Origin of the sequence: Aeromicrobium sp. PE09-221, from assembly GCF_002174305.1 — a bacterium.
Taxonomy (GTDB): Bacteria; Actinomycetota; Actinomycetes; order Propionibacteriales; family Nocardioidaceae; genus Aeromicrobium.
The window spans coordinates 36,937-56,360 of sequence record NZ_MIJB01000024.1; the positions used below are offsets into that span (position 1 = coordinate 36,937).

The following is a 19,424-nucleotide window of genomic DNA, read 5'->3' on the forward strand; positions in this document are numbered from 1 at the left end:
GGCCACGAGACGCGCCGAGCACAGCAGTGTTTTTCTCCCTCGATGCCGGCTCGGCTATTTTCGACCCATGTCCTCCGACGGCCGTTCCGGCGATTACGACTGGCTCTATGAGGACGATCGCCGACGGTCGTCCTCGCCCGAGCCTGCTCCTCGCGGAGGCGATGATCTCCCACCCCCGCAGCTGCCGCCGCCGGGGTCGGGAAGCGGCTCGGCAGGAGGTCCGCGCAAGAAGCGGGGAAAGCTCCGCTATCTGTGGCTGTTGTTGGTGCTCTGGCTCGCCTTCCTGGTCGCTGTGCCCTTCATCGCCTGGGCCCAGGTCACCAAGGTCCCGGCAACCCCCGATGGGGACCGCCCGGACGGTCAGCGCGGGTCGAACTATGTGATCGTCGGATCGGATGCCCGACCGGGCGAGGAGGGCCGCGGACGCACCGACTCGATCATGGTGCTCCACACGGGTCGTGGACCCACGGTGCTGACGTCGTTCCCGCGCGACTCGATCGTCGACATCCCCGGGCACGGGAGCACCAAGATCAACGCTGCCTATGCCTTCGGCGGCGCTCCCCTGCTGGTGCAGACGATCGAGCAGAACACCGGCCTGCAGATCGACGGCTTCGTCGAGATCGGCTTCGAAGGCCTGGTCGACGTGGTGGATTCCCTGGGCGGGATCGAGCTCTGCCCGGAGAACGCTCTGCAGGACGAGGACTCCGGGCTCGACATCGAGGCAGGCTGCCAGACGGTCGACGGCGAGACCGCCCTCGCCTACTCACGCAATCGCAAGGCCTACGCCGCCGGCGACATCGCGCGCGGGGAGGCTCAGCGCGAGGTGATCGGCGCGATCGGCGCCAAGGCTCGCTCGCCGTGGACCGTCCTCAACCCGCTGCGCTACTACGGCGCGGCGGTCGACACCGGCAGCTCGCTCGCTGTCGGCGATGATGTCTCGCTCTTCTCCTTCGTACGCTTCGCATGGGCACTGTCCGGGGCGATGGGTGGCAGCGGCCTCAACTGCACGGTCCCGATCGCGGACATGCAGGTGAACTGGGACAGCACCCGCGCCCCCGCCTTCTTCGACCACCTGATCAACGACACCAGCGCAGACCTCGGCGAGCTCTGCACGCCCACCGGCCTGCCCGACTGAGCGGCGGCCCGGCGGTTCAGAGCGTGGACTGCACTCCCGCAAGCAGCTGGCGGGCCATGACGATGCGCTGCACCTGGTTGGTGCCCTCGTAGATCTGGGTGATCTTGGCATCGCGCATCATCCGCTCGACCGGGTAGTCGCGCGTGAATCCATACCCACCGAGCAGCTGCACGGCATCGGTCGTCACCTGCATCGCCGTGTCGGAGGCGAAGGCCTTCGCGGCAGCTCCGAAGAAGGTCAGGTCCTCGTCCCCTCGCTCGGAGCGGCCCGCCGCGGCATAGGTGATCTGCCGCGCGGCCTCCACCTTCATGCCCATGTCGGCGATCATGAACTGGAGGCCCTGGAAGTCGCTGATCGGCTTGCCGAACTGCTGGCGCTCCTGCACATAAACGAGCGCGTAGTCCAAGGCGCCCTGCGCCACGCCCACGGCCTGCGCCGCGATGGTGACCCGGGTGTGGTCGAGGGTCTGCATCGCGATCGCGAAACCCTTGCCCTCGTCGCCGATGATGCGGTCCTCGGGGATCCGGACATCGTCGAGGTAGACCTCGCGCGTCGGCGAGCCCTTGATACCGAGCTTCTTCTCCGGGGCGCCGAAGGACACGCCCGCGTCGGACTTCTCCACGACGAAGGCGCTGATGCCCTTGCTGCGCTTCTCGGGGTCCGTCATGGCGAGCACGGTGTAGTACTCGGACTCACCGGCATTGGTGATCCACCGCTTGGTACCGTTCAGCACCCAGTGGTCGCCGTCGCGGACCGCGCGGGTCTTCTGATTGGCTGCATCCGAGCCGGCCTCGGGTTCGGAGAGGCAATAGGAGAAGCCGCCCTCTCCAGCCGCCAGCTTGCCGAGATACTTCTGCTTGAGCTCCTCACTGCCCCCGATCTGCACCGGCAGGGATCCGAGCTTGTTGACCGCGGGGATGAGCGAGCTCGACACGCAGGCCCGCGCGACCTCCTCGATCACGAGGACGGTGGCGAGGGCATCGGCACCCGCGCCGCCGTACTCTTCGGGCACATGGGGCGCATGGAAGCCACCGGCGACCAGCGCGTCGTGGGCCTCCTGCGGGTAGCGTGCCTCCTCGTCGACCGCGGCGGCGAAAGGCGCGATCTTGGCCTCCGCCAACGCTCGGACAGTCTCCCGGATGGCCTGGTGCTCGTCACTCAGTGCGTAGATATCGCTCACCCGCACATCCTAGGACGTCCTAGGACATGCCCCTCGCGACGGGCGGCCGTACGCCGCATTGATGACCTGCGGGTAATGAGGCGAAGATCACCTGGCTGCGGGTAGGCCCCCGGCGTGTCATCGAGCGAGAATGGCCGGTGGCCCCATACGTGTCGGGTCCCTTCACGCGATGCAGGAGTGATTCTCGCTTGTCCAGCCAGGCCAACCTCCCTGAGATCCGCACCACCCGTCAGCCTTCTCGTCAGACGACCGATGTCCTGCTGGTCGGGGCGGGAGTGATGAGCGCGACCCTCGGCGCGCTCCTCCAGTCGCTGGAGCCGGACTGGAGCATCACCGTCCTGGAGCGCCTCGACGGCCCAGCCCTCGAGAGCAGCGATCCGTGGAACAACGCCGGTACCGGGCACGCGGCGCTGTGCGAGCTCAACTACACCCCCCAGCTGGCCGACGGGTCGGTCGATGTCAGCAAGGCGCTCAAGATCAACGAGCAGTTCCAGCTCTCGCGCCAGATGTGGTCCTACGCGGTCGAGAACGGGCAGCTCGCCGATCCCTCCTCCTTCGTCAATCCCGTGCCGCATGTCAGCTTCGTACGTGGAGCGGAGAACGCCGAGTACCTGCGCCGGCGGTACGACGCCCTTGCCGAGAGCCCCCTCTTCGAGGGCATCGAGCTCATCGAGGATCGTGAGGAGTTCGCACGGCGTCTCCCGCTGATGGCTGACGGACGTGACGACGACGAGCCGATCGCCCTCAACTGGTCGCAGAACGGCACCGATGTCGACTACGGATCGCTGACCCGTCAGTTCATCGACAGCCTCGAACGCCGCGGCGCCGACATCCGCTACGGCCAGCAGGTCAAGAACCTCTCCAAGCAGACCGATGGCACCTGGGTCGCGAAGGTCAAGGACAGGCAGCAGGGGTCCACCTACCAGCTCAACGCGCGTTTCGTCTTCGTCGGAGCCGGAGGCGGGGCGCTGCACCTGCTGCAGAAGTCCGGCATCGAGGAGATCAAGGGCTTCGCCGGCTTCCCGGTGAGCGGGCAGTTCCTGCGGTGCCTCAACACCGATATCGCCGACCGACACTGGGCCAAGGTCTACGGTCTCGCGGCGGTGGGCGCTCCCCCGATGTCGGTACCACACCTCGACACCCGGGTGATCGATGGCCAGCGCAGCCTGCTCTTCGGCCCCTACGCGGGATGGACCCCCAAGTTCCTGAAGAACGGCTCCTTCACCGATCTGCCGCGGTCGATCCGCCTCAACAATCTGATGCCGATGCTCGGCGTGGGCGTCACCTCGATGCCTCTGGTCAAGTACCTCGTCCTGGAGGTGCTGAAGAGCTCCAAGAGCCGGATCGACGAGTTGAACGTCTTCGCCCCATCGGCCGATGCCGACGACTGGGAACTCATCACCGCCGGTCAGCGGGTTCAGGTGGTCCGCAAGAAGGGCAAGGGCGGCAGCCTGGAATTCGGCACCTCGATCATCAGCGCCGCTGACGGCTCGATCGCGGGCCTCCTGGGTGCCTCTCCCGGCGCCTCCACCTCCGTAGCGGCCATGCTCGAGGTGCTGGAGAAGTGCTTCGGCTCGCAGTTCGAGGCGTGGAAGCCCAAGCTCAAGGAGATCGTGCCGTCCTATGGCGTCTCCCTCGCCGAGAATCCGAGCCTGCTCGCCGATCTGCGCGACTGGACCGACCGCACGCTCCAGCTCTCCACCAGCGAGCAGCCCGCGAACTGATCAGCCCTCACCGCCCGTAGCGCTCCTCCCGCTCGCGAGTGTGGTGCAATCGTGCCCGCTCGATCAGGTGGAGCCGGAGTGCCCATCCGATCACGAGAACCGTGATTCGAGCAGCGGGCGGAACAGCTCCCGGTGATGTCCCGCGAAATAGTCTGGCAGCAGTGGCCCCGCGAACACGCCGGCGACAGACTCCGGAGTGAGCTGGCGGACTCCGCCACCGTCATAGAAGCCCGCGTCGCGGCAGTCGCCGTAGCGCACCAGCAGCTCATCGGACCGTCCGCCGCCCGATGAGGCTCGCAGTACGACCACCTCACGGGCCCCGCCGGTCGACAGACAGCTGCTCGGGTCATTCGGCCCGCTACCCTCGGGGGCTCGCGCGATCGCGCCGACCACCTCGGGGGCCAGCTCGATCGAGCCCGTCAGACCGGGTTCGCCGCCACCAGCCGTGTACCCGCACGCCACCAGCCGAATGTCCTCGGAGGCCTCGGTGGGGAACTCCGTGGTGGGCGTCCAGTCCGCGTCGTCGACCAACGGCGGCGACACGGGACAGCCCAGATAGTCCGTGTCGATCCGGTGGGCCGATTCGAGGATCCGTTCCCGCAGCCCGGCCTCGGCCTGCACGATCAGCCGCGTCTCACCGAGTTCCACGACGGCACGGTCGCCCTCCGTCTCCGCCGTGTGAGCATCCGCCGCCGTATGGTCACCCACGGGAAGGAAGGCGACGAACTCGCCGGTGGCATCCACGAGCGTCTCGCGGGGATCGCCGGCGGGGCATCCAACCTCGGTCGACGAGCCCGGTCGCCCGACGGCAGGGTCCCGTGGTCCGGCATCGATGCCCAGACACCACTGGCCCAGACGCTGGCTCCCGGACTCCCAGCCCCACTCGTCCGGGACCGCGACCTGGGCCGAGCCATAGGACTCCCAACGGAAACCGTGTGGCAGAGCCGGACCGGGCGTCGGCGATGGCGTCACCGGTGCGGGCTGTGCCACCTCTCCGCGCACGCCACAACCCGCGACCACCACGATCGCCACCACCAGCCAGGTCTCCGGACGCATCACTCGCATACCCCGCTATGTCGCCCCAGCGCCGATCGTCTCGCCCGAGTGATGCAATCGTGCCCGCGAGTGGCGCAGCTTCGCCCTCGAAAGGACCGGATCGGCGCGAATTTGCCCCGCTTGCGGAACCAACCGGGCGACATTGGAAAGGAGGAAGCCCCGCCGAACGTCCGGCGGGGCTTCCTCGTGTGCGGTCGGGATCAGGCGGAGCCGGGCTTGGCCAGGGCGCCCATCAGATCGCGGTTCAGCTGGGAGATGACATCCAGCGGGATGCCCTTGGGGCATGCCGCCGTGCACTCGCCGATATTGGTGCAGCTGCCGAAGCCCTCGGCGTCCATCTGCTCGACCATGTTCAACACCCGCGACTCCCGCTCGGGCTGGCCCTGCGGCAGCAGTCCGAGGTGGGTGATCTTGGCGGCCGTGAACAGCATCGCCGAGCCATTGGGGCACGCCGCCACGCAGGCGCCGCAACCGATACAGGTGGCGGCCTCGAAGGCGTGATCCGCGTCGATCTTCGGCACGGGAAGGTTATTGGCTTCCGGGGCCGATCCCGTCGGCGCGGTGATATAGCCGCCCGCCGCGATGATGCGATCGAAGGCGCCGCGATCGACCACCAGGTCCTTCACGACCGGGAAGGCGCCTGCACGCCAGGGCTCGATGTCGATGGTGTCGCCATCGTTGAACGTGCGCATGTGCAGCTGGCAGGTCGTGGTGACCTCCGGGCCGTGCGCGATGCCGTTGATGACGACACCGCACATGCCGCAGATGCCCTCGCGACAGTCGGAGTCGAACGCGACCGGCTCCTCGCCCTCGAGCGTGAGTCGCTCGTTGAGCACGTCGAGCATCTCCAGGAAGGACATGTGCTCGCTGACATCGTCGAGCTCATAGGGCACCATGGTGCCCTTGGCCTCCGGGCCCTTCTGGCGCCAGATTCGAACGGTGATCTTCACTTGTAGCTCCTGGCCTTCATCTCGACGTACTCGTATTCCAGCGGCTCCTTGTGCAGGACCGGCTTGTCCCCGCCGAACTCCCAGGCCGCGACATAGGCGAACTCGTCATCGTGACGCAGCGCCTCACCGTCCTCGGTCTGGCTCTCCGCACGGAAGTGACCACCACAGGACTCGCGGCGGTTCAGCGCATCGATACACATGAGCTCGCCCAGCTCGAAGAAGTCCGCCACGCGGCCGGCGCGCTCGAGGGTCTGGTTCAGTTCCTCGTTGACGCCGGTCACCTTGACATTGCTCCAGAACTCGGCCTTGAGGTCGCGGATGAGCTGGATCGCCTTGACCAGCCCCTCCTCCGTACGCTCCATGCCGCAGTAGTCCCACATGATGTGGCCGAGCTCCTTGTGGAAGGAGTCGACCGTGCGCTTGCCGTCGATCGACAGCAGCGTCTGGACGCGCTCCTCGACGGCCTGGCGGGCCTCGACGACCGCCGGATGCGAGTCGTCGATCTTCTCGAAGGGACCATCGGCGAGGTAGTTCGCGATCGTGTACGGCAGCACGAAGTACCCGTCGGCGAGACCCTGCATGAGCGCCGAGGCGCCTAGGCGGTTGGCGCCGTGGTCGGAGAAGTTCGCTTCTCCGGCCACGAACAGGCCCGTGAGGTTGCTCTGAAGGTCATAGTCGACCCACAGCCCGCCCATGGTGTAGTGCACCGCCGGGTAGATGCGCATCGGCTCGGTGTAGGGGTCCTCGCCGGTGATCTGCGCGTACATGTCGAAGAGGTTGCCGTACTTGGCCTCGACGGTGTCGCGCCCCATGCGCTCGATGGCATCGGCGAAGTCGAGGTAGACGCCGAGCCCGCCGGGACCGACGCCCTTGCCTGCATCGCACTGGTACTTGGCGGCACGCGAGGCGATATCGCGCGGCACCAGGTTGCCGAAGGAGGGGTAGATGCGCTCCAGGTAGTAGTCGCGCTCGTCCTCGGGGATGTCGCTGGCGTGGCGGTCGTCGCCGGCCTTCTTGGGCACCCAGATCCGACCGTCGTTGCGCAGCGACTCACTCATCAGCGTCAGCTTGGACTGGTAGTCGCCCGATACGGGAATGCAGGTGGGGTGGATCTGCGTGTAGCAGGGGTTGGCGAAGTAGGCGCCCTTGCGGTGCGCCCGCCAGGTGGCGGTCACATTGCAGCCCATCGCATTAGTCGACAGGAAGAACACATTGCCGTAGCCACCGGTGGCCAGCACGACCGCGTCGGCGGTGTGCGTCTCGATCTCGCCGGTGATCATGTCGCGGACGACGACACCGCGGGCGCGGCCGTCGACCATGATGATCTCGAGCATCTCGTGACGCGTGTTCATCTCGACGGTGCCGAGGCCGATCTGCCGCTCGAGGGCCTGGTAGGCGCCGATGAGCAGCTGCTGGCCCGTCTGGCCGCGCGCGTAGAACGTGCGGGACACCTGCACGCCGCCGAAGGACCGGTTGTCGAGCAGGCCGCCGTACTCGCGGGCGAAGGGGACGCCCTGCGCGACGCACTGGTCGATGATGTTCACCGAGACCTGCGCGAGACGGTAGACATTGGACTCGCGCGAGCGGAAGTCGCCGCCCTTGACCGTGTCGTAGAACAGCCGGTAGATGCTGTCGCCGTCGTTGCGGTAGTTCTTGGCCGCGTTGATACCGCCCTGTGCCGCGATCGAGTGCGCGCGCCGCGGGCTGTCCTGGTAGCAGAAGTTCTTGACGTGGTAGCCGGCCTCGCCCAGCGTGGCCGCCGCCGAGGCACCGGCCAGGCCGCTGCCGACGATGATGACGCTCAGCTTGCGGCGGTTGGCCGGGTTGACGAGCTTGGCGGAGAACTTGCGCTCGTCCCACCGCTTCTCGATCGGCCCCGACGGGGCGGCATCGTCGTGGATGTCGTCACCGAAGGTGATGTAGTCGCTGAGGATCTGATCAGTAGTCATGTGCAGTAGCCCTTCAGCCGGTGATCCCGAGCAGGATCGCCCACGGGGGAAGCAGGAATCCGATGGTGATGACGGCCGAGACGAACCACGCGAGCGGGGTCAGCCGCGAGGCCAGACGCGTCTTGCTGCGGTTCTGGCCGAGCGTGGTCAGCGCACTCCAGATGCCGTGCCAGAGGTGGAGGCCGACCGCGAGCACCGCGATCGTGTAGGACAGCACGACCCACCAGATCTCGAAACCGTTGACCGTCCGCTGGTAGGGGCTGTCCGAGGCGCCGCCGGGGCTGATGACATTGGCCGTCAGGTGCAGCAGGTGGTAGACGATGAAGACCAGGATGATGACGCCGCCCCAGCGCAGGGTGAACGACGCATACGAGCGCTGGACGCCCGTGGCACCCTTCGAGGAGTGGTAGCGCTTGCCACCGCTGTAGCCCGCAGCGGCCTTGTTACGGCGCCACAGGGTGATCGCGGCCCACGCATGGACGAGCACCGAGGCGAGGAGCGCGACGCGCACGATCCACAGCAACCCCTCGTACGGGAGCATCGGCTCACCGAAGGTGCGCAGGTGGTGGGCGTAGGCGTCGAACGCCTCCTGACCTCCGAACACCTTGAGATTGCCGTACATGTGCAGAATCAGGTAGCCCACCATGATGAGCCCCGATACCGCCATGGCGTACTTCATCGCGACCGTCGACCGTGAGGCCGGGACGCGCTTCTTCGTCAATTGGGTACTGGCCACGAGGACACACTAAGTCCAAGGTGGCGATTCACGCTAAGTCCAACTGAGGCCGACTTTCATAGACGATGGGCATGACACACTGGGACCATGCAAGTGCAGCAGCTGGCCTACTTCCTCGCCGTCGCCGAGGCACGCCACTTCACGCGGGCCGCCGATGTCATGGGCGTCTCACAGCCCACGCTCTCCAAGCAGGTCCGAGCGCTGGAGAACTCCCTCGGCACAGCGCTGTTCACGCGCACCCGCCACGGCGCCGAGCTGACCACCGCGGGTGAGACGCTCCTCCCCCACGCCCGCCGTATCGTCATCGATGTCGCGAATGCCGAGCGCGCCGTCCACGAGATCGCCCAGCTGCGCCGCGGGCGCGTGCGCCTCGGCGCGACCCCCTCGATGATCGACGGACTGTTGCCCGATGTCCTGCGCGAGTTCCGACTCACCTATCCCGATATCGAGCTGGAGGTCCAGGAGGCCGGCTCGCGGGTGCTGACCGATCATCTGCTCGCCGGACGCCTCGACATCGCCGTGCTGATCGTGCCGCTCGCCGTGAGCTCACCGGATATCGAGACACACCTCGTCTTCCGTGAACGGCTCGTGCTCGCGAGCCCGCACGATGCCTGGCTGGGCGAGGAGGTCGCGGTGACCGATCTGAACGACCTGCCCCTGGTGATGTTCCGCGAGGGCTACGATCTGCGCGATGTGACCGTCCGAGCGTGCAATCGGGCCGGATTCGAGCCTCGCTTCGCGGTCGAGGGCGGCGAGATGGGAGCGGTCCTGCGTTTCGTCGAGGCGGGCCTCGGACACGCGGTCGTGCCCGAGATCGTGCTCTCCAGCCGGACCGATCTCGCCCGATCCTGGATCGTCGAACCACCGCTGACACGTGAGGTGGCGGTGGCCCACCGCGATGTCAGCTCACTTCCGCTGGCGGCCCGCACCTTCCGCGACCTGCTGCTGCGCAAGCTCGGCTGAGCAGCGCCACCCTCACGCCAGGGCGAAGTGACGTTGCGGCACCCACCCGTCGACTGCCTCGTGACAGTACAGCGTCACGTGCTCCACGTCGAAGGAGCAGCGGAACTCCGCGAGATCCTCGAAGGCACGGTCCAGGCTCTCCTCATCCAGGTGGTGCGCCACGGTCACATGCGGGTGGAAGGGGAAGGACGCCGTCGGGAGCTGCACCGCCTCGCGTATCGCCCTCTCGAGCAGCTCGGTGACGGAGATGCCCTCGGAGACCGCCACGAAGACGACCGGGGAGATCGGCCGGAAGGTGCCCGTACCCTGGAGCGTCATGCGGAAGGCCGGGACGATGGCCGCGACCTCCGCGAGCGCCTGCTCGACCGCTGCCAGGTCGTCATGGCCGATCTCGGTCGGCGGCACGAGGGTCACGTGCGTGGGCACGGTCTCAGCCATCGAATCGCCGTAGGAGAGCCGCTTGGCTCGCAGGTGCTCTCCGAAGGGCTCGGGAACGGGGATCGCCACACCGATCGTCGGCATCAGCGGGCCTTGACGAATCCCGACCGCTCGTAGACGAGCTCGAGGGTGGGAGAGGCGACGGCACGAGCGCGTTCCGCACCACGGGCGAGGAGCGCGTCCAGCTCGGCCCGATCGTCCAACAGCGCCCGGGTCCGCTCACCGAAGTCACGGACGAGGTCACCGACGATCTCAGCGAGCGCCACCTTGAGGTGACCGTACTGCTGCCCCTCGAACTCGGTGACGATCTCGTCGACCGGCCGTCCGGTGAGCGCCGAGAAGATGGTGAGCAGGTTGGAGACCCCGGGCTTGTTCTCCGGATCGAAGCGGATCTCGCTGCCCGAGTCGGTGACCGCCGAACGGATCTTCTTGGCGGCCGCCTTCGGATCGTCGAGCATGTTGACCACACCGCTGGGCCCGGAGAAGGACTTGCTCATCTTGCCGCTCGGATCCTGGAGGTCGTAGATCTTGGCGATGTCCTTGACGATGTGCGGCTCCGGCACCGTGAAGGTCTCACCGAAGCGGTGATTGAAGCGCTGAGCGAGATTGCGGGTCAGCTCGATGTGCTGGCGCTGATCCTCGCCCACCGGCACGCGGTCGGCCTGGTAGATGAGGATGTCGGCGGCCATCAGCGTCGGATAGGTGAACAGCCCGACACTCGCCGAATCGGCCCCGGTCTTGCTGCTCTTGTCCTTGAACTGCGTCATCCGGCTGGCCTCGCCGAATCCCGTGATGCACTGCAGCACCCAGGCGAGCTGCGCATGCTCGGGCACCTGGCTCTGCACGAAGATCGCGCTGCGCTCGGGATCCACGCCGGCGGCGATGAGCTGTGCCGCGGCGATATAGGTCCGCTCGCGGAGCGCGGCCGGGTCGTACTCGACCGTGATCGCGTGCATGTCGGGGATGAAGTAGAACGCCTCGAACTCGTCCTGCAGCGCCACCCACTGCTTGAACGCCCCGATGTAGTTGCCGAGATGGTACGAGTCGGCTGTCGGCTGAGCACCGGACAGCACGCGTGGCTGGCGATCTGCGGGCATGAAGGCATTGTGCCAGCCTCGCCTGAGCACGGAGCCGTAGGCTCGGGACCGTGAACGAGGTACGCGAGTGGACGGTCCCGGGCCGGGTGAACCTCATCGGGGAGCACCTGGACTACAACGGTGGCGCGGTACTGCCGATCGCGATCGATCGGGGCCTGCTGATCAAGGTCCGGATGCGCGATGACGGTGTGGTGAACATCTGGAGCGGCGGACGCAAGGCCTCCTTCGGGGTCGATATCGCCCCCGGGGAGATCGGTGACTGGGCGCGCTACGCCGCCGCAGCCGTCTGGGCCTCCCGCCAGGCAGAGATCCCGGTGCCCGGGGCAGACATCGTCATCGAGTCGACCCTCCCGCCGGGCGCTGGGCTGTCGTCCTCGGCGGCCCTCACCTGCGGTCTGGCGGCAGCCCTCGACGACTTCGCCGACACGGCCCTCTCCCGGCTCCAGCTCGCCCGGATCGGTCAGCGCGCCGAGAGCGACTTCGTCGGCGCCCCGGTTGGTCTGATGGACCAGCTGGCGGTGCTCTGCGGTGAGTCCGGAAACGCTGTGCACATCGACTTCGCGGATCCCGATTCGCCCGCCCTCGCCTCGGTCCCTGCCACCTGGTCTGACCACGGTCTGGTGCTCGCGGTGATCGATACCGGCGTTACTCATGCTCTCGCCTCGGGCGAGTACGCCGCACGTCGTCGCGAGTGCGATGAGGCTGCCGGTCGGCTCGGCCTCACCGCCCTCGCACGCGCCCAGGTCGATGCCGTGCTGAGGCTCGAGGACGACATCCTCAAGCGACGCACCCGACACGTCGTGACCGAGAGCGCACGCGTCCGGGGCACCGTCAAAGCACTCGGAGCCGGGGAATGGAAGCAGTTCGGCGCGATGCTCTCGTCCTCGCACGAGTCCCTACGCGATGACTTCGAGGTGAGTTGTCCCGAGCTCGACGTAGCAGTGGAGGAGGCGATCGAGGCGGGTGCAGTGGGTGCCCGGATGACCGGGGGCGGTTTCGGCGGCAGCGCCATCGCGCTCATCGGTTCCGGCGATGTCGAGGCATTGCGGACGCGGGTCGAGGCCCGTTACACGCGCCTCGGCTGGAAGCCGCCACAGGTCTTCACCGTCGCCCCGGTCGCCGGCGCCGCCCGCCGCACCTGATCCCGGCCCCGCCGTCATCGCGCCCGGTGGCGGTAGCCCATCAACCGGATGCCCGCCCCGCGGTAGCTCATCAACTCATCCACCCGCAATGAGGTTGACGGTCCACCCTGCGCGGGGCGTGAGAGCCTAGGACGGTGAGCAGTGTACGCATCGCCTATCAGGGTGAGCCGGGAGCCAATTCGCATCTGGTGATCAAGCAGAACTATCCCGACGCCGAGGCCATCGCCTGTGCCTCCTTCGAGGACACGTTCGCGCTGGTGGAGTCCGACGGCGCCGACCTCGCGATGATCCCGATCGACAACTCCCTCGCCGGCCGCGTCGCCGACATCCACCACTTCCTGCCCACGACCAACCTGCACATCATCGCCGAGCACTTCCTGCGCATCCAGTTCGCGCTGATGGCTCCCCCCGGAGCCTCCCTCGACTCGATCAAGACCGTGCACAGCCACGTGCACGCCTTGGGCCAGTGCCGCAAGATCATCCGCATGCACGGCTGGACCTCCGTGATCGCCGGTGACACCGCCGGAGCCGCACGCGAGATCCACGAGGCGGGAGACGTCACGCAGGCCGCGCTCGCGCCCCCTCTGGCCGCCGACATCTACGGACTGCAGATCCTCGCGGAGGACGTCGAGGACGAAGCACACAACACCACACGCTTCATCGTGCTCTCCCCCGATCCGGTACGCACCGCCGCCGGCAACGGACCCGTCGTCACGACCTTCATGTTCAACGTCCGCAACCTGCCTTCCGCGCTGTACAAGGCACTGGGCGGATTCGCCACCAATGGCGTCAACATGACCAAGCTCGAGAGCTACATGGTGGGCGGGGAATTCACCGCCACGCAGTTCCTCGCCGAGGTGGAAGGACATCCCGAGGACCCTGCCCTCGCCCGCGCCCTGGAAGAACTGCGCTTCTTCACCACCGAGGTCAAGATCATGGGCGTCTACCCCGCCGACCCCTACCGGCTCGCCACCTCGTGAGCACACCCAGAGCCGAGATTCGCGGGTGCCGATGACCGGGCTGCCGTTCCCACTCGGTGTCCCCGTCCTGACCGACGGCTCCGTGACGCTCCGGGCGCACACACCCGCCGATATCGACCCGGTCTACGAGATGGCGACCGATCCCGCGATGCAGCGGTGGACCGCGATCTCCGTGCCCTACCGCCGCAGCGACGCCGAGGAGTTCGTCACGCGGATCATCCCGCGGGGCTGGGACACCGCGCAGGGACTCTCATGGGCGATCGAGCTCGACGGACGCTTCGCCGGCAATGTCGACATTCGCGGTCCGGGTCCGGTCACCGATATCGGCTTCGCCCTGCACCCCTGGGCACGCGGTCGCGGTGCCATGAGAGCGGCCGTGGATCTCGCCGTGCAGTATGCCTTCTCCGAAGGCGGCAAGGAGGTCGTGCATTGGCGGTCCCAAGTCGGCAACGAGGCCTCACTGCGCGTGGCCCACGCGTGCGGATTCAGCATGCACGGACTCCAACCGGGACTCCTCTACGAGCGCGGGCGGGTGCACGATGCCTGGACGGCATCGATCCGCTTCGGCGACGCGCCGATGCCGAAGACCCGGTGGAGGTCCTCGCTGATCGAGACGGCGGATTTGCGACTGCGTCCCCTCGAGGAACGCGATCTCGACCGCATCGTCGAGGCCTGCAATGATCCGCTGACCCGTCGCTACCTGTCCTGGCTGCCGCGTCCCTACGGCATCGCGCAGGCAGAGGAGTACCGTGCCGACTCGATCTGGCAGGCGGCAACCGGCAGCAAGGAGATCTGGGCCTTCTGCGATGTGGCGACCGATGAGCTGCTCGGCACCGTGGCCGTCATGGGCTTACGCGGTGTCGATGACGGCTCGGGAGAGGTCGGTTACTGGACTCATCCCTCGGCCCGCGGGCGCGGTCTCACGACCGCCGCCGTGCGCGCGGCGGTCGAGCACGCGTTCTCCGCCGCCGGTCTGGATCGCCGGCGCCTCACCCTCTACGCGGCCGCGAGCAACGGTGCCAGCAATGCCATCGCGAGAGCCGCGGGATTCACCGTCTTCGGCACCCAGCATCTCGCCGAGCCCCTCGGCGACGGCAGCTTCGACGATCTCGTCGGGTACGAGCTCGTCCGCTCTTAACGCGGGAACTCACCGCGTTCGGCGAGCTCGCGGCAGGAGACCTTGCCGGGGACGACGCGGATCCGCAGATCAGGCAGGACGATATCGCCCTCGATCTGCGCCTGCCAGATATCGCCGTACACCATGTTGAGGTCAGCGGTCGTGGCATCGATCGCCGTGTACCCCTGGCCGTTGTTGTGCCCGCCGTTGCGCGAGCTGTTGTACCAGCGCGGATCGAAGGTCTTGGGCACCTCGAAGGGATTGGCATCGAAGGGGGCCGTACCGGGGATCGTGGTCAGATCCGTCGTCGCGAGGCCGATCTGCGTGGAGCCCTTCAGATCGATCCCTGGACTCGACGCCGCCCGCAGGTAGGTGATGTCGAAGGCTGCCGACCGGGCACTGATCTCCGAAGTCTCTGCCTCCCCGTCCCCGGACTGCAGATGGAAGGTCACATCGCCGAGCAGGGGCACCGACTCGGTCTTCGTCAGGCAGAAGCCGTTCATGGTCGCGCTCGCGAATCCGGCGCGCAGCACCGGTTGCGTCGTCCCGTCGTGACGTCCCACCACCGCCGTGCCGAAGCCGGCGTCCGCGGCATAGATGCGTGAGGAGGCGAAGGTCGCGTTGCCGTTGTTGATCGTGATCGTGGAGTCGAAAGCGCTGATCAGCTCCGTGCGCATCGCCGTCGACAGTGTCGCCAACAGGCCGATGCCGACCACCACGGCTATCGTGGCCCGGCCCCACCGGGTTCCGTAGGTCGCGTCGGTCATCGCACCATGATCGTCGTGTTGGGCATTCGGATGGAGTTGAGCGGATTCGCGCCACCGGGCGGATGCACATAGGGATCGCGCGAGGCGTCCATGTCGTGGGTCCACAGATAGTCGAATGTCAGGTCGAATGCGATGATGCTGAAATCGCCTCCCTGCGCGAGGCCCGAGACGATGGCGGCGATCAGCTGGCCCAACAGCCCAGACCCGCCGCCGGCGAGGGTCTGCAGCCGGATCCGGCAGACATCACCGCTCGAGCCCGCCGTGCAGATGGCACCCTTGCCCACCACATTGGCCAGGAAGCTCATGGCCGTGATCTGCGACCACGGCAAGGCGAACCAGCTGTCCCCGGTCGCGATGAGCTCGGTGCGCACGCCCGGTCCCCCGACCGTCATCGGGCCGTCGGGCTTGATCGTCAGCGTGTGACCCGCCGCCGGCCTGGGGTCGGGCGCGGTCCGCGAATCGGCCGTCAGCACCGGTGCCCCGTGCTGGGCGACATTCGGCCGGAAGGTGAGATCGCGAAAGGCGAGCTGGTACAGACTCCTGCTGCCGTCAGCCGCCAGGTAGTAGGTGTGCGCGTTCTGGGTGTTGATGCCTCTGACGTCCGCGACGATCGCTCCCGTGTCGCTGGTGCTCGGATCGCCGGCGGTCATCCGCCACTGCACGCCCGACAGACACGGGAACATCCGGGTTCCACTGTTGCGGTTCTCGAAACCGTTGCCACTCGTGGACTTCAACGGGATCGTCTGCCGTCGCTGTTGCGGATTGCCAGTGCCCGGCTGGCTGCAGTCGAAGGGCTGGTGAGCATTGCTCTGGCTGTTCGCCTCCGCGGGGTCAGCATCACCCGCGACCCAGGTCACCAGTCCGGTGACGAGGGCGAGCAGGGCGCCGAGGACGATGAACCGTTGCAGGCCGCGGCTAGGCGTCGAGGCGGTCGTCATCGGTCACCTCCCCGGCCGTCGTCGGCGTGATCGGCGCGCGGTGCTCCTCCTCGGGCGACCGGGCGCGGCGACCGCGACCGGGGGGCTTCTTCTCACCCCAGGCCCACACCATCGAGCCGCCGATGATGCCCAGCAGCGTGCCGATGAGGAATCCCCCGAGATTGCTTCCGACGAAGGCCGCCAGCGCGGTCAGCACGCCGAGCAGCCCCACGAGGCCTGAATAGTGCGGGGTGAACCAGGCGACGAGGCCGAACAGCACCATCGCGCCGCCGAGGATGTACCCCGATGACGCGCTCCACCCTCCCTGCACGGCAAAGCCGATCGAGGAGGAGGCGAGGTCGATCACCACGTATCCGCCGAGCAGCAGCCAGAGCCCACCCCAGAAAGGACGCGTCCGCCGGAAGGCCCCGAACCAGCGCCAGGCGCGGCGCACCCGGCCACGGTCCTCGGCGACCAGGGAGAACGCCATCAGTACTGCGCCGCGCAATCGGACTGGTCCTTGGCGCCGGGCAGGACCTTGATCCTCAGCTTCGGCAGATTGATCTGCCCCTGCAGATCGACGCCATAGGACTCACCGTCGAGGTGGGAGATGTTCATCGTCTGCGCCTGCAGTCCGAAAGCCCCCGGTGTGCCCCCGTCCAGCCAGTCCCCCTGATAGGAGCCCATCCCGAGGGTGTCCGCGGACTGTCCCAGCGTCAGCTTGGCGATCTGATCGCCCTGTCCGGTGAGGTCCTTGGACGCGAAGAACAACTGGTCGGCGGAGATCTCGTCACTGCCCTCCACCGTCCCGTCGACCTTCTCACCCGCGATGACCATCATCGACACACGGCCGATGCCCCCGATCTCCTGCTGCGCGACGAGGCACAGACCGTTGAGGGTGGCCTGGTTGAACCCGAACTGCGCCAGCGCCTCCTGGCCGTCGTTCAACGGCTGGGCCTTCAGATAGGCGGCGGCATCGGTGCCGTTGATCCGATCGGTATAGACCTGGTGCGGGGTATTGGCCGAGGTGAAGTTCACCGCCAGCACATTCTGCGCGACCATCGCGAACATGACCGCGAGCGCGGCCGTGGCCGCGGTCGCCATCGGCAGCGCCCGCAGCCGGGTGCCGCGCTGGACGGCCTCCGCCTCGGCCATCATCAGGTTGCGCCGATCGGACAGCCGCCGGACCAGTCCTTCGGACCAGCCGGTGATCCGCTGGCCGCGTCGTGCACGACGAGACATCGAGTACTCCCTCCCGGTACGCTCGGGCTCCCTCAAGCCCCGTGAGCATGCCGTGCTTTCGTGTGATTCAGGCGGCGCTCGTGCGGAGTGCTCGGCGACGGCCGCGACGCTCTTCACGTGCGGCGAACTTCGCGAGCTGCTTCTCGCTGTACGGGGTCCAGGCGAAGATCAGTCCCGAGCCGATGATGCCGAACATCATGCCGATGATCCATCCGCCCAGGTTGGCGAGCGGCAGCGAGGCCACCGAGAACATCGAGGCGACGATGGCCGGGAAGTGCCGCTGCGCCGGGGCGCACAGCGCGACGAGCGCCGCGGCCGCCATGCCTCCGGCGAGCAGCAGTGGGGTCATTCCGCGCACTCCCATGTGCACATAGAAGGCCCATTCCGCGCCGAAGAGCGGATTGGCCACGAAATAGGCTCCTGCCAGGAGCGCCAGGCTGCCCCAGAAGGGACGGGTGCGCCGCCAACGGGTGATACCGCGCCAGGCGCGGACGAACAGATTCGGCTTCTGCGATGTGGACATCGTCGTCTCCCTTGCCGTCGAGGGCGTGGCGGGCCGGAGCCCGCCACGCCGCCAGCGATGATCAGCTGCGCTTGACCGACAGCGACAGGTTGTTCAGCGACAGGCCGCTGAGCGTGACCGCATAGGCTTTCGCCGAGATGTTGTTCAATGTCGACTCGCCGCTCACCAGGGAGAAGCCGGTCGCGTCATAGCCCGAGGCCTGACTCGTGTCCGAGAAGCCGGAGCGCGACTGCGCCTGCCCCAGCGTGACGTTGTTCAGGCTCGCTCCATCCGGCGTCCGCAAGGTGGCCGCGTTCAGCGCGACATTACCGAGGCCGATATCGCTGTCCGTCGACGCGATCTCCAGATGGACGCCTTGCACCAGCGGCAGGTTCACCGTGGGGCTCTTGACCGTCAGACCGTCGGCCCGCGCGTTCTCGGTCTCGGCGAAGATCGTCTCCTTGCCGGTGTCGGCATCGCCGACCTGCGTCTGCCCCGGACGGACCTTGAGCGCATCGGCGCTCAGGCTGGTGTCCAGATCGAAGCCTCCGGCCGATGAGATGGTGGCCGCGACCATGCCCTGCACGATCGCGATCCCCAGTCCGACGCTCGCCAGCGTGGCAGGCACCGTGATGGCCGCGAACCGCCCGAGGCGTGCGCGACCCATTCCCTCTGTCTTCATCTATGTCTCCCTCTGACCGCTCGTCCCTCAACGAGCAGCGGTGTCGCCCTACTGGTAACTCCCTCAGTGACCCAGATCACGAGGCGACGGTCAGAGTGTAGGCATAACTCGCAGTTGCAGTCCACCAAGATCGTGATTCTCCACCCCGACTACAGTGGTGCCGCCGGACGAACCACCGAGGACCCCATGCTTTTTTCCTATGAACGCGGCACCGCCGCCGTCCGCATCCTCGGCATCGCCGCCCTCATCGGATTCTTCGTGCTGGCAGTGGGAGCCGTGGCCGCACTCGCCTTCTCGGTGCAGGTGAACGGCACGAGCATGCATCCGACTCTCGTCCACGGTGACCGCCTGCAAGCGCAGTTCTGGAACCGCTCCAGTATCGAGCGCTTCGACCTCGTCGAGACACGCACGCCCGACGAGGTCGCGATCGTCAAACGCGTCATCGGGCTCCCGGGGGACATGCTCACCGTCGAGTCGACCGGCCTGGTGCCGGTCGTGACCGTGCGGCCCGAGGGGAAGACAGCCGTCTACCGCGTGGAGAACCCACGATGGGACGACCAACCGGGCGGCGGCGCGTGCTGCACCGTAGACGGCACAGAGGGCGGCACGAGCGAGTTCGTCGTGCCCGAGGGCGAGTACTGGCTGGTGGGCGACAACTGGGGCGCGTCGGAAGACTCGCGCGTCTACGGCTTCTTCGCCGCCGATGCCATCAAGGCCAAGTTGAACTTCAGGATCCTGCCCCTGGACAGGTTCGGCACCGTCCCCAATCCGGCCTCTCTCGTGGCAATCCCCTGACCGCGACCCTCGCAGCGACCAGAACGTCGGGCGTCGGTGGCAGACTCTGCCT

The 19,424-nt window shown here is 67.3% G+C and carries 20 protein-coding genes; 7 read left to right on the top strand and 13 right to left on the bottom strand.

Annotated elements, in window-relative coordinates; genetic code table 11:
• The first annotated feature begins 67 nt into the window (after positions 1-67).
• Complete coding sequence (locus BHE97_RS12670; protein ID WP_087624410.1) at positions 68-1,135, top strand: LCP family protein; 1,068 nt, start codon at positions 68-70, stop codon at positions 1,133-1,135.
• A gap of 16 nt (positions 1,136-1,151) precedes the next feature.
• Here BHE97_RS12670 and BHE97_RS12675 read toward each other — a convergent pair whose 3' ends face one another.
• Positions 1,152-2,315: an acyl-CoA dehydrogenase family protein gene (locus tag BHE97_RS12675; RefSeq protein ID WP_201791433.1), complete on the bottom strand. Its 1,164-nt coding sequence runs from the start codon at positions 2,313-2,315 to the stop codon at positions 1,152-1,154.
• A gap of 188 nt (positions 2,316-2,503) precedes the next feature.
• Between BHE97_RS12675 and mqo the strand changes: the two genes are divergently transcribed.
• Complete coding sequence (gene mqo / locus BHE97_RS12680; protein WP_236757678.1) at positions 2,504-4,039, top strand: malate dehydrogenase (quinone); 1,536 nt, start codon at positions 2,504-2,506, stop codon at positions 4,037-4,039.
• 90 nt (positions 4,040-4,129) lie between these two features.
• Here the strand turns inward: mqo and BHE97_RS12685 are convergent, their stop codons facing one another.
• The 4 genes from BHE97_RS12685 to BHE97_RS12700 form a co-directional block, all read right to left on the bottom strand.
• Positions 4,130-5,095: a hypothetical protein gene (locus tag BHE97_RS12685; RefSeq protein WP_140400145.1), complete on the bottom strand. Its 966-nt coding sequence runs from the start codon at positions 5,093-5,095 to the stop codon at positions 4,130-4,132.
• A gap of 200 nt (positions 5,096-5,295) precedes the next feature.
• The gene (locus BHE97_RS12690) at positions 5,296-6,045 is read right to left on the bottom strand and encodes a succinate dehydrogenase/fumarate reductase iron-sulfur subunit (RefSeq protein WP_087624413.1); all 750 of its coding nucleotides are present in this window, start codon (positions 6,043-6,045) and stop codon (positions 5,296-5,298) included.
• Positions 6,042-7,994 (bottom strand): fumarate reductase/succinate dehydrogenase flavoprotein subunit, encoded by a 1,953-nt coding sequence (locus BHE97_RS12695; RefSeq protein WP_087624414.1) that lies wholly within the window; start codon positions 7,992-7,994, stop codon positions 6,042-6,044. The genes BHE97_RS12690 and BHE97_RS12695 overlap by 4 nt, the downstream gene beginning before the upstream one ends.
• Positions 7,995-8,007: 13 nt before the next feature.
• On the bottom strand, positions 8,008-8,730 hold the full coding sequence (locus tag BHE97_RS12700) for a succinate dehydrogenase cytochrome b subunit (protein WP_087624415.1): 723 nt from the start codon (positions 8,728-8,730) through the stop codon (positions 8,008-8,010).
• A gap of 87 nt (positions 8,731-8,817) precedes the next feature.
• Here BHE97_RS12700 and BHE97_RS12705 point away from each other — a divergent pair, with 87 nt between their 5' ends.
• Positions 8,818-9,693, top strand: coding sequence for a LysR substrate-binding domain-containing protein (locus BHE97_RS12705; RefSeq protein ID WP_087624416.1), 876 nt, complete (start codon positions 8,818-8,820; stop codon positions 9,691-9,693).
• 12 nt (positions 9,694-9,705) lie between these two features.
• Here the strand turns inward: BHE97_RS12705 and BHE97_RS12710 are convergent, their stop codons facing one another.
• Both BHE97_RS12710 and trpS read right to left on the bottom strand, forming a co-directional pair.
• Positions 9,706-10,215 carry a 2'-5' RNA ligase family protein gene (locus BHE97_RS12710; protein ID WP_087624417.1) on the bottom strand — a complete coding sequence of 170 codons (510 nt, stop codon included), beginning with the start codon at positions 10,213-10,215 and terminating at the stop codon, positions 9,706-9,708.
• Complete coding sequence (trpS, locus tag BHE97_RS12715) at positions 10,215-11,228, bottom strand: tryptophan--tRNA ligase (RefSeq protein ID WP_087624418.1); 1,014 nt, start codon at positions 11,226-11,228, stop codon at positions 10,215-10,217. The genes BHE97_RS12710 and trpS overlap by 1 nt, the downstream gene beginning before the upstream one ends.
• A 50-nt stretch (positions 11,229-11,278) precedes the next feature.
• Between trpS and galK the strand changes: the two genes are divergently transcribed.
• From galK to BHE97_RS12730, 3 genes are all read left to right on the top strand, one after another.
• Positions 11,279-12,370 carry a galactokinase gene (gene galK, locus BHE97_RS12720; RefSeq protein WP_087624419.1) on the top strand — a complete coding sequence of 364 codons (1,092 nt, stop codon included), beginning with the start codon at positions 11,279-11,281 and terminating at the stop codon, positions 12,368-12,370.
• 134 nt (positions 12,371-12,504) lie between these two features.
• Positions 12,505-13,350 carry a prephenate dehydratase gene (locus BHE97_RS12725; RefSeq protein WP_087624420.1) on the top strand — a complete coding sequence of 282 codons (846 nt, stop codon included), beginning with the start codon at positions 12,505-12,507 and terminating at the stop codon, positions 13,348-13,350.
• Positions 13,351-13,381: 31 nt separating this feature from the next.
• The gene (locus BHE97_RS12730) at positions 13,382-14,488 is read left to right on the top strand and encodes a GNAT family N-acetyltransferase (protein ID WP_087624421.1); all 1,107 of its coding nucleotides are present in this window, start codon (positions 13,382-13,384) and stop codon (positions 14,486-14,488) included.
• On the opposite strand, the gene BHE97_RS12735 is transcribed toward BHE97_RS12730, so the two are convergent.
• From BHE97_RS12735 to BHE97_RS12760, 6 genes are all read right to left on the bottom strand, one after another.
• Complete coding sequence (locus BHE97_RS12735; RefSeq protein WP_087624422.1) at positions 14,485-15,234, bottom strand: DUF6230 family protein; 750 nt, start codon at positions 15,232-15,234, stop codon at positions 14,485-14,487. The two genes, BHE97_RS12730 and BHE97_RS12735, sit on opposite strands and share 4 nt — an antisense overlap.
• Complete coding sequence (locus BHE97_RS12740) at positions 15,231-16,172, bottom strand: hypothetical protein (protein ID WP_087624423.1); 942 nt, start codon at positions 16,170-16,172, stop codon at positions 15,231-15,233. The genes BHE97_RS12735 and BHE97_RS12740 overlap by 4 nt, the downstream gene beginning before the upstream one ends.
• A complete protein-coding gene (locus BHE97_RS12745) occupies positions 16,150-16,641 on the bottom strand; it encodes a DUF6114 domain-containing protein (protein ID WP_201791434.1) in 492 nt (163 codons plus the stop codon). Before BHE97_RS12745 ends, BHE97_RS12740 begins: the two co-directional genes overlap by 23 nt.
• Positions 16,641-17,393 (bottom strand): DUF6230 family protein, encoded by a 753-nt coding sequence (locus BHE97_RS12750; RefSeq protein WP_087624424.1) that lies wholly within the window; start codon positions 17,391-17,393, stop codon positions 16,641-16,643. Before BHE97_RS12750 ends, BHE97_RS12745 begins: the two co-directional genes overlap by 1 nt.
• Positions 17,394-17,460: 67 nt before the next feature.
• A complete protein-coding gene (locus BHE97_RS12755; protein ID WP_087624425.1) occupies positions 17,461-17,916 on the bottom strand; it encodes a DUF6114 domain-containing protein in 456 nt (151 codons plus the stop codon).
• 61 nt (positions 17,917-17,977) lie between these two features.
• A complete protein-coding gene (locus BHE97_RS12760) occupies positions 17,978-18,577 on the bottom strand; it encodes a DUF6230 family protein (RefSeq protein WP_140400147.1) in 600 nt (199 codons plus the stop codon).
• A gap of 186 nt (positions 18,578-18,763) precedes the next feature.
• Between BHE97_RS12760 and lepB the strand changes: the two genes are divergently transcribed.
• Positions 18,764-19,372, top strand: a complete 609-nt coding sequence (gene lepB, locus BHE97_RS12765; RefSeq protein ID WP_140400148.1) for a signal peptidase I — start codon at positions 18,764-18,766, stop codon at positions 19,370-19,372.
• The last annotated feature ends 52 nt before the right edge of the window (positions 19,373-19,424 follow it).

Excerpts from the sequence above, each read along its gene's own strand:
- BHE97_RS12670 (WP_087624410.1), top strand. The coding sequence starts at position 68 with ATGTCCTCCGACGGCCGTTCCGGCGATTACGACTGGCTCTATGAGGAC.
- BHE97_RS12685 (WP_140400145.1), bottom strand. The coding sequence starts at position 5,095 with ATGCGTCCGGAGACCTGGCTGGTGGTGGCGATCGTGGTGGTCGCGGGT.
- BHE97_RS12695 (WP_087624414.1), bottom strand. The coding sequence starts at position 7,994 with ATGACTACTGATCAGATCCTCAGCGACTACATCACCTTCGGTGACGAC.
- BHE97_RS12705 (WP_087624416.1), top strand. The coding sequence starts at position 8,818 with ATGCAAGTGCAGCAGCTGGCCTACTTCCTCGCCGTCGCCGAGGCACGC.
- BHE97_RS12710 (WP_087624417.1), bottom strand. The coding sequence starts at position 10,215 with ATGCCGACGATCGGTGTGGCGATCCCCGTTCCCGAGCCCTTCGGAGAG.
- trpS (WP_087624418.1), bottom strand. The coding sequence starts at position 11,228 with ATGCCCGCAGATCGCCAGCCACGCGTGCTGTCCGGTGCTCAGCCGACA.
- BHE97_RS12730 (WP_087624421.1), top strand. The coding sequence starts at position 13,382 with ATGACCGGGCTGCCGTTCCCACTCGGTGTCCCCGTCCTGACCGACGGC.
- BHE97_RS12735 (WP_087624422.1), bottom strand. The coding sequence starts at position 15,234 with ATGACCGACGCGACCTACGGAACCCGGTGGGGCCGGGCCACGATAGCC.
- BHE97_RS12740 (WP_087624423.1), bottom strand. The coding sequence starts at position 16,172 with ATGACGACCGCCTCGACGCCTAGCCGCGGCCTGCAACGGTTCATCGTC.
- BHE97_RS12745 (WP_201791434.1), bottom strand. The coding sequence starts at position 16,641 with ATGGCGTTCTCCCTGGTCGCCGAGGACCGTGGCCGGGTGCGCCGCGCC.
- BHE97_RS12750 (WP_087624424.1), bottom strand. The coding sequence starts at position 17,393 with ATGTCTCGTCGTGCACGACGCGGCCAGCGGATCACCGGCTGGTCCGAA.
- BHE97_RS12755 (WP_087624425.1), bottom strand. The coding sequence starts at position 17,916 with ATGTCCACATCGCAGAAGCCGAATCTGTTCGTCCGCGCCTGGCGCGGT.
- BHE97_RS12760 (WP_140400147.1), bottom strand. The coding sequence starts at position 18,577 with ATGAAGACAGAGGGAATGGGTCGCGCACGCCTCGGGCGGTTCGCGGCC.
- lepB (WP_140400148.1), top strand. The coding sequence starts at position 18,764 with ATGCTTTTTTCCTATGAACGCGGCACCGCCGCCGTCCGCATCCTCGGC.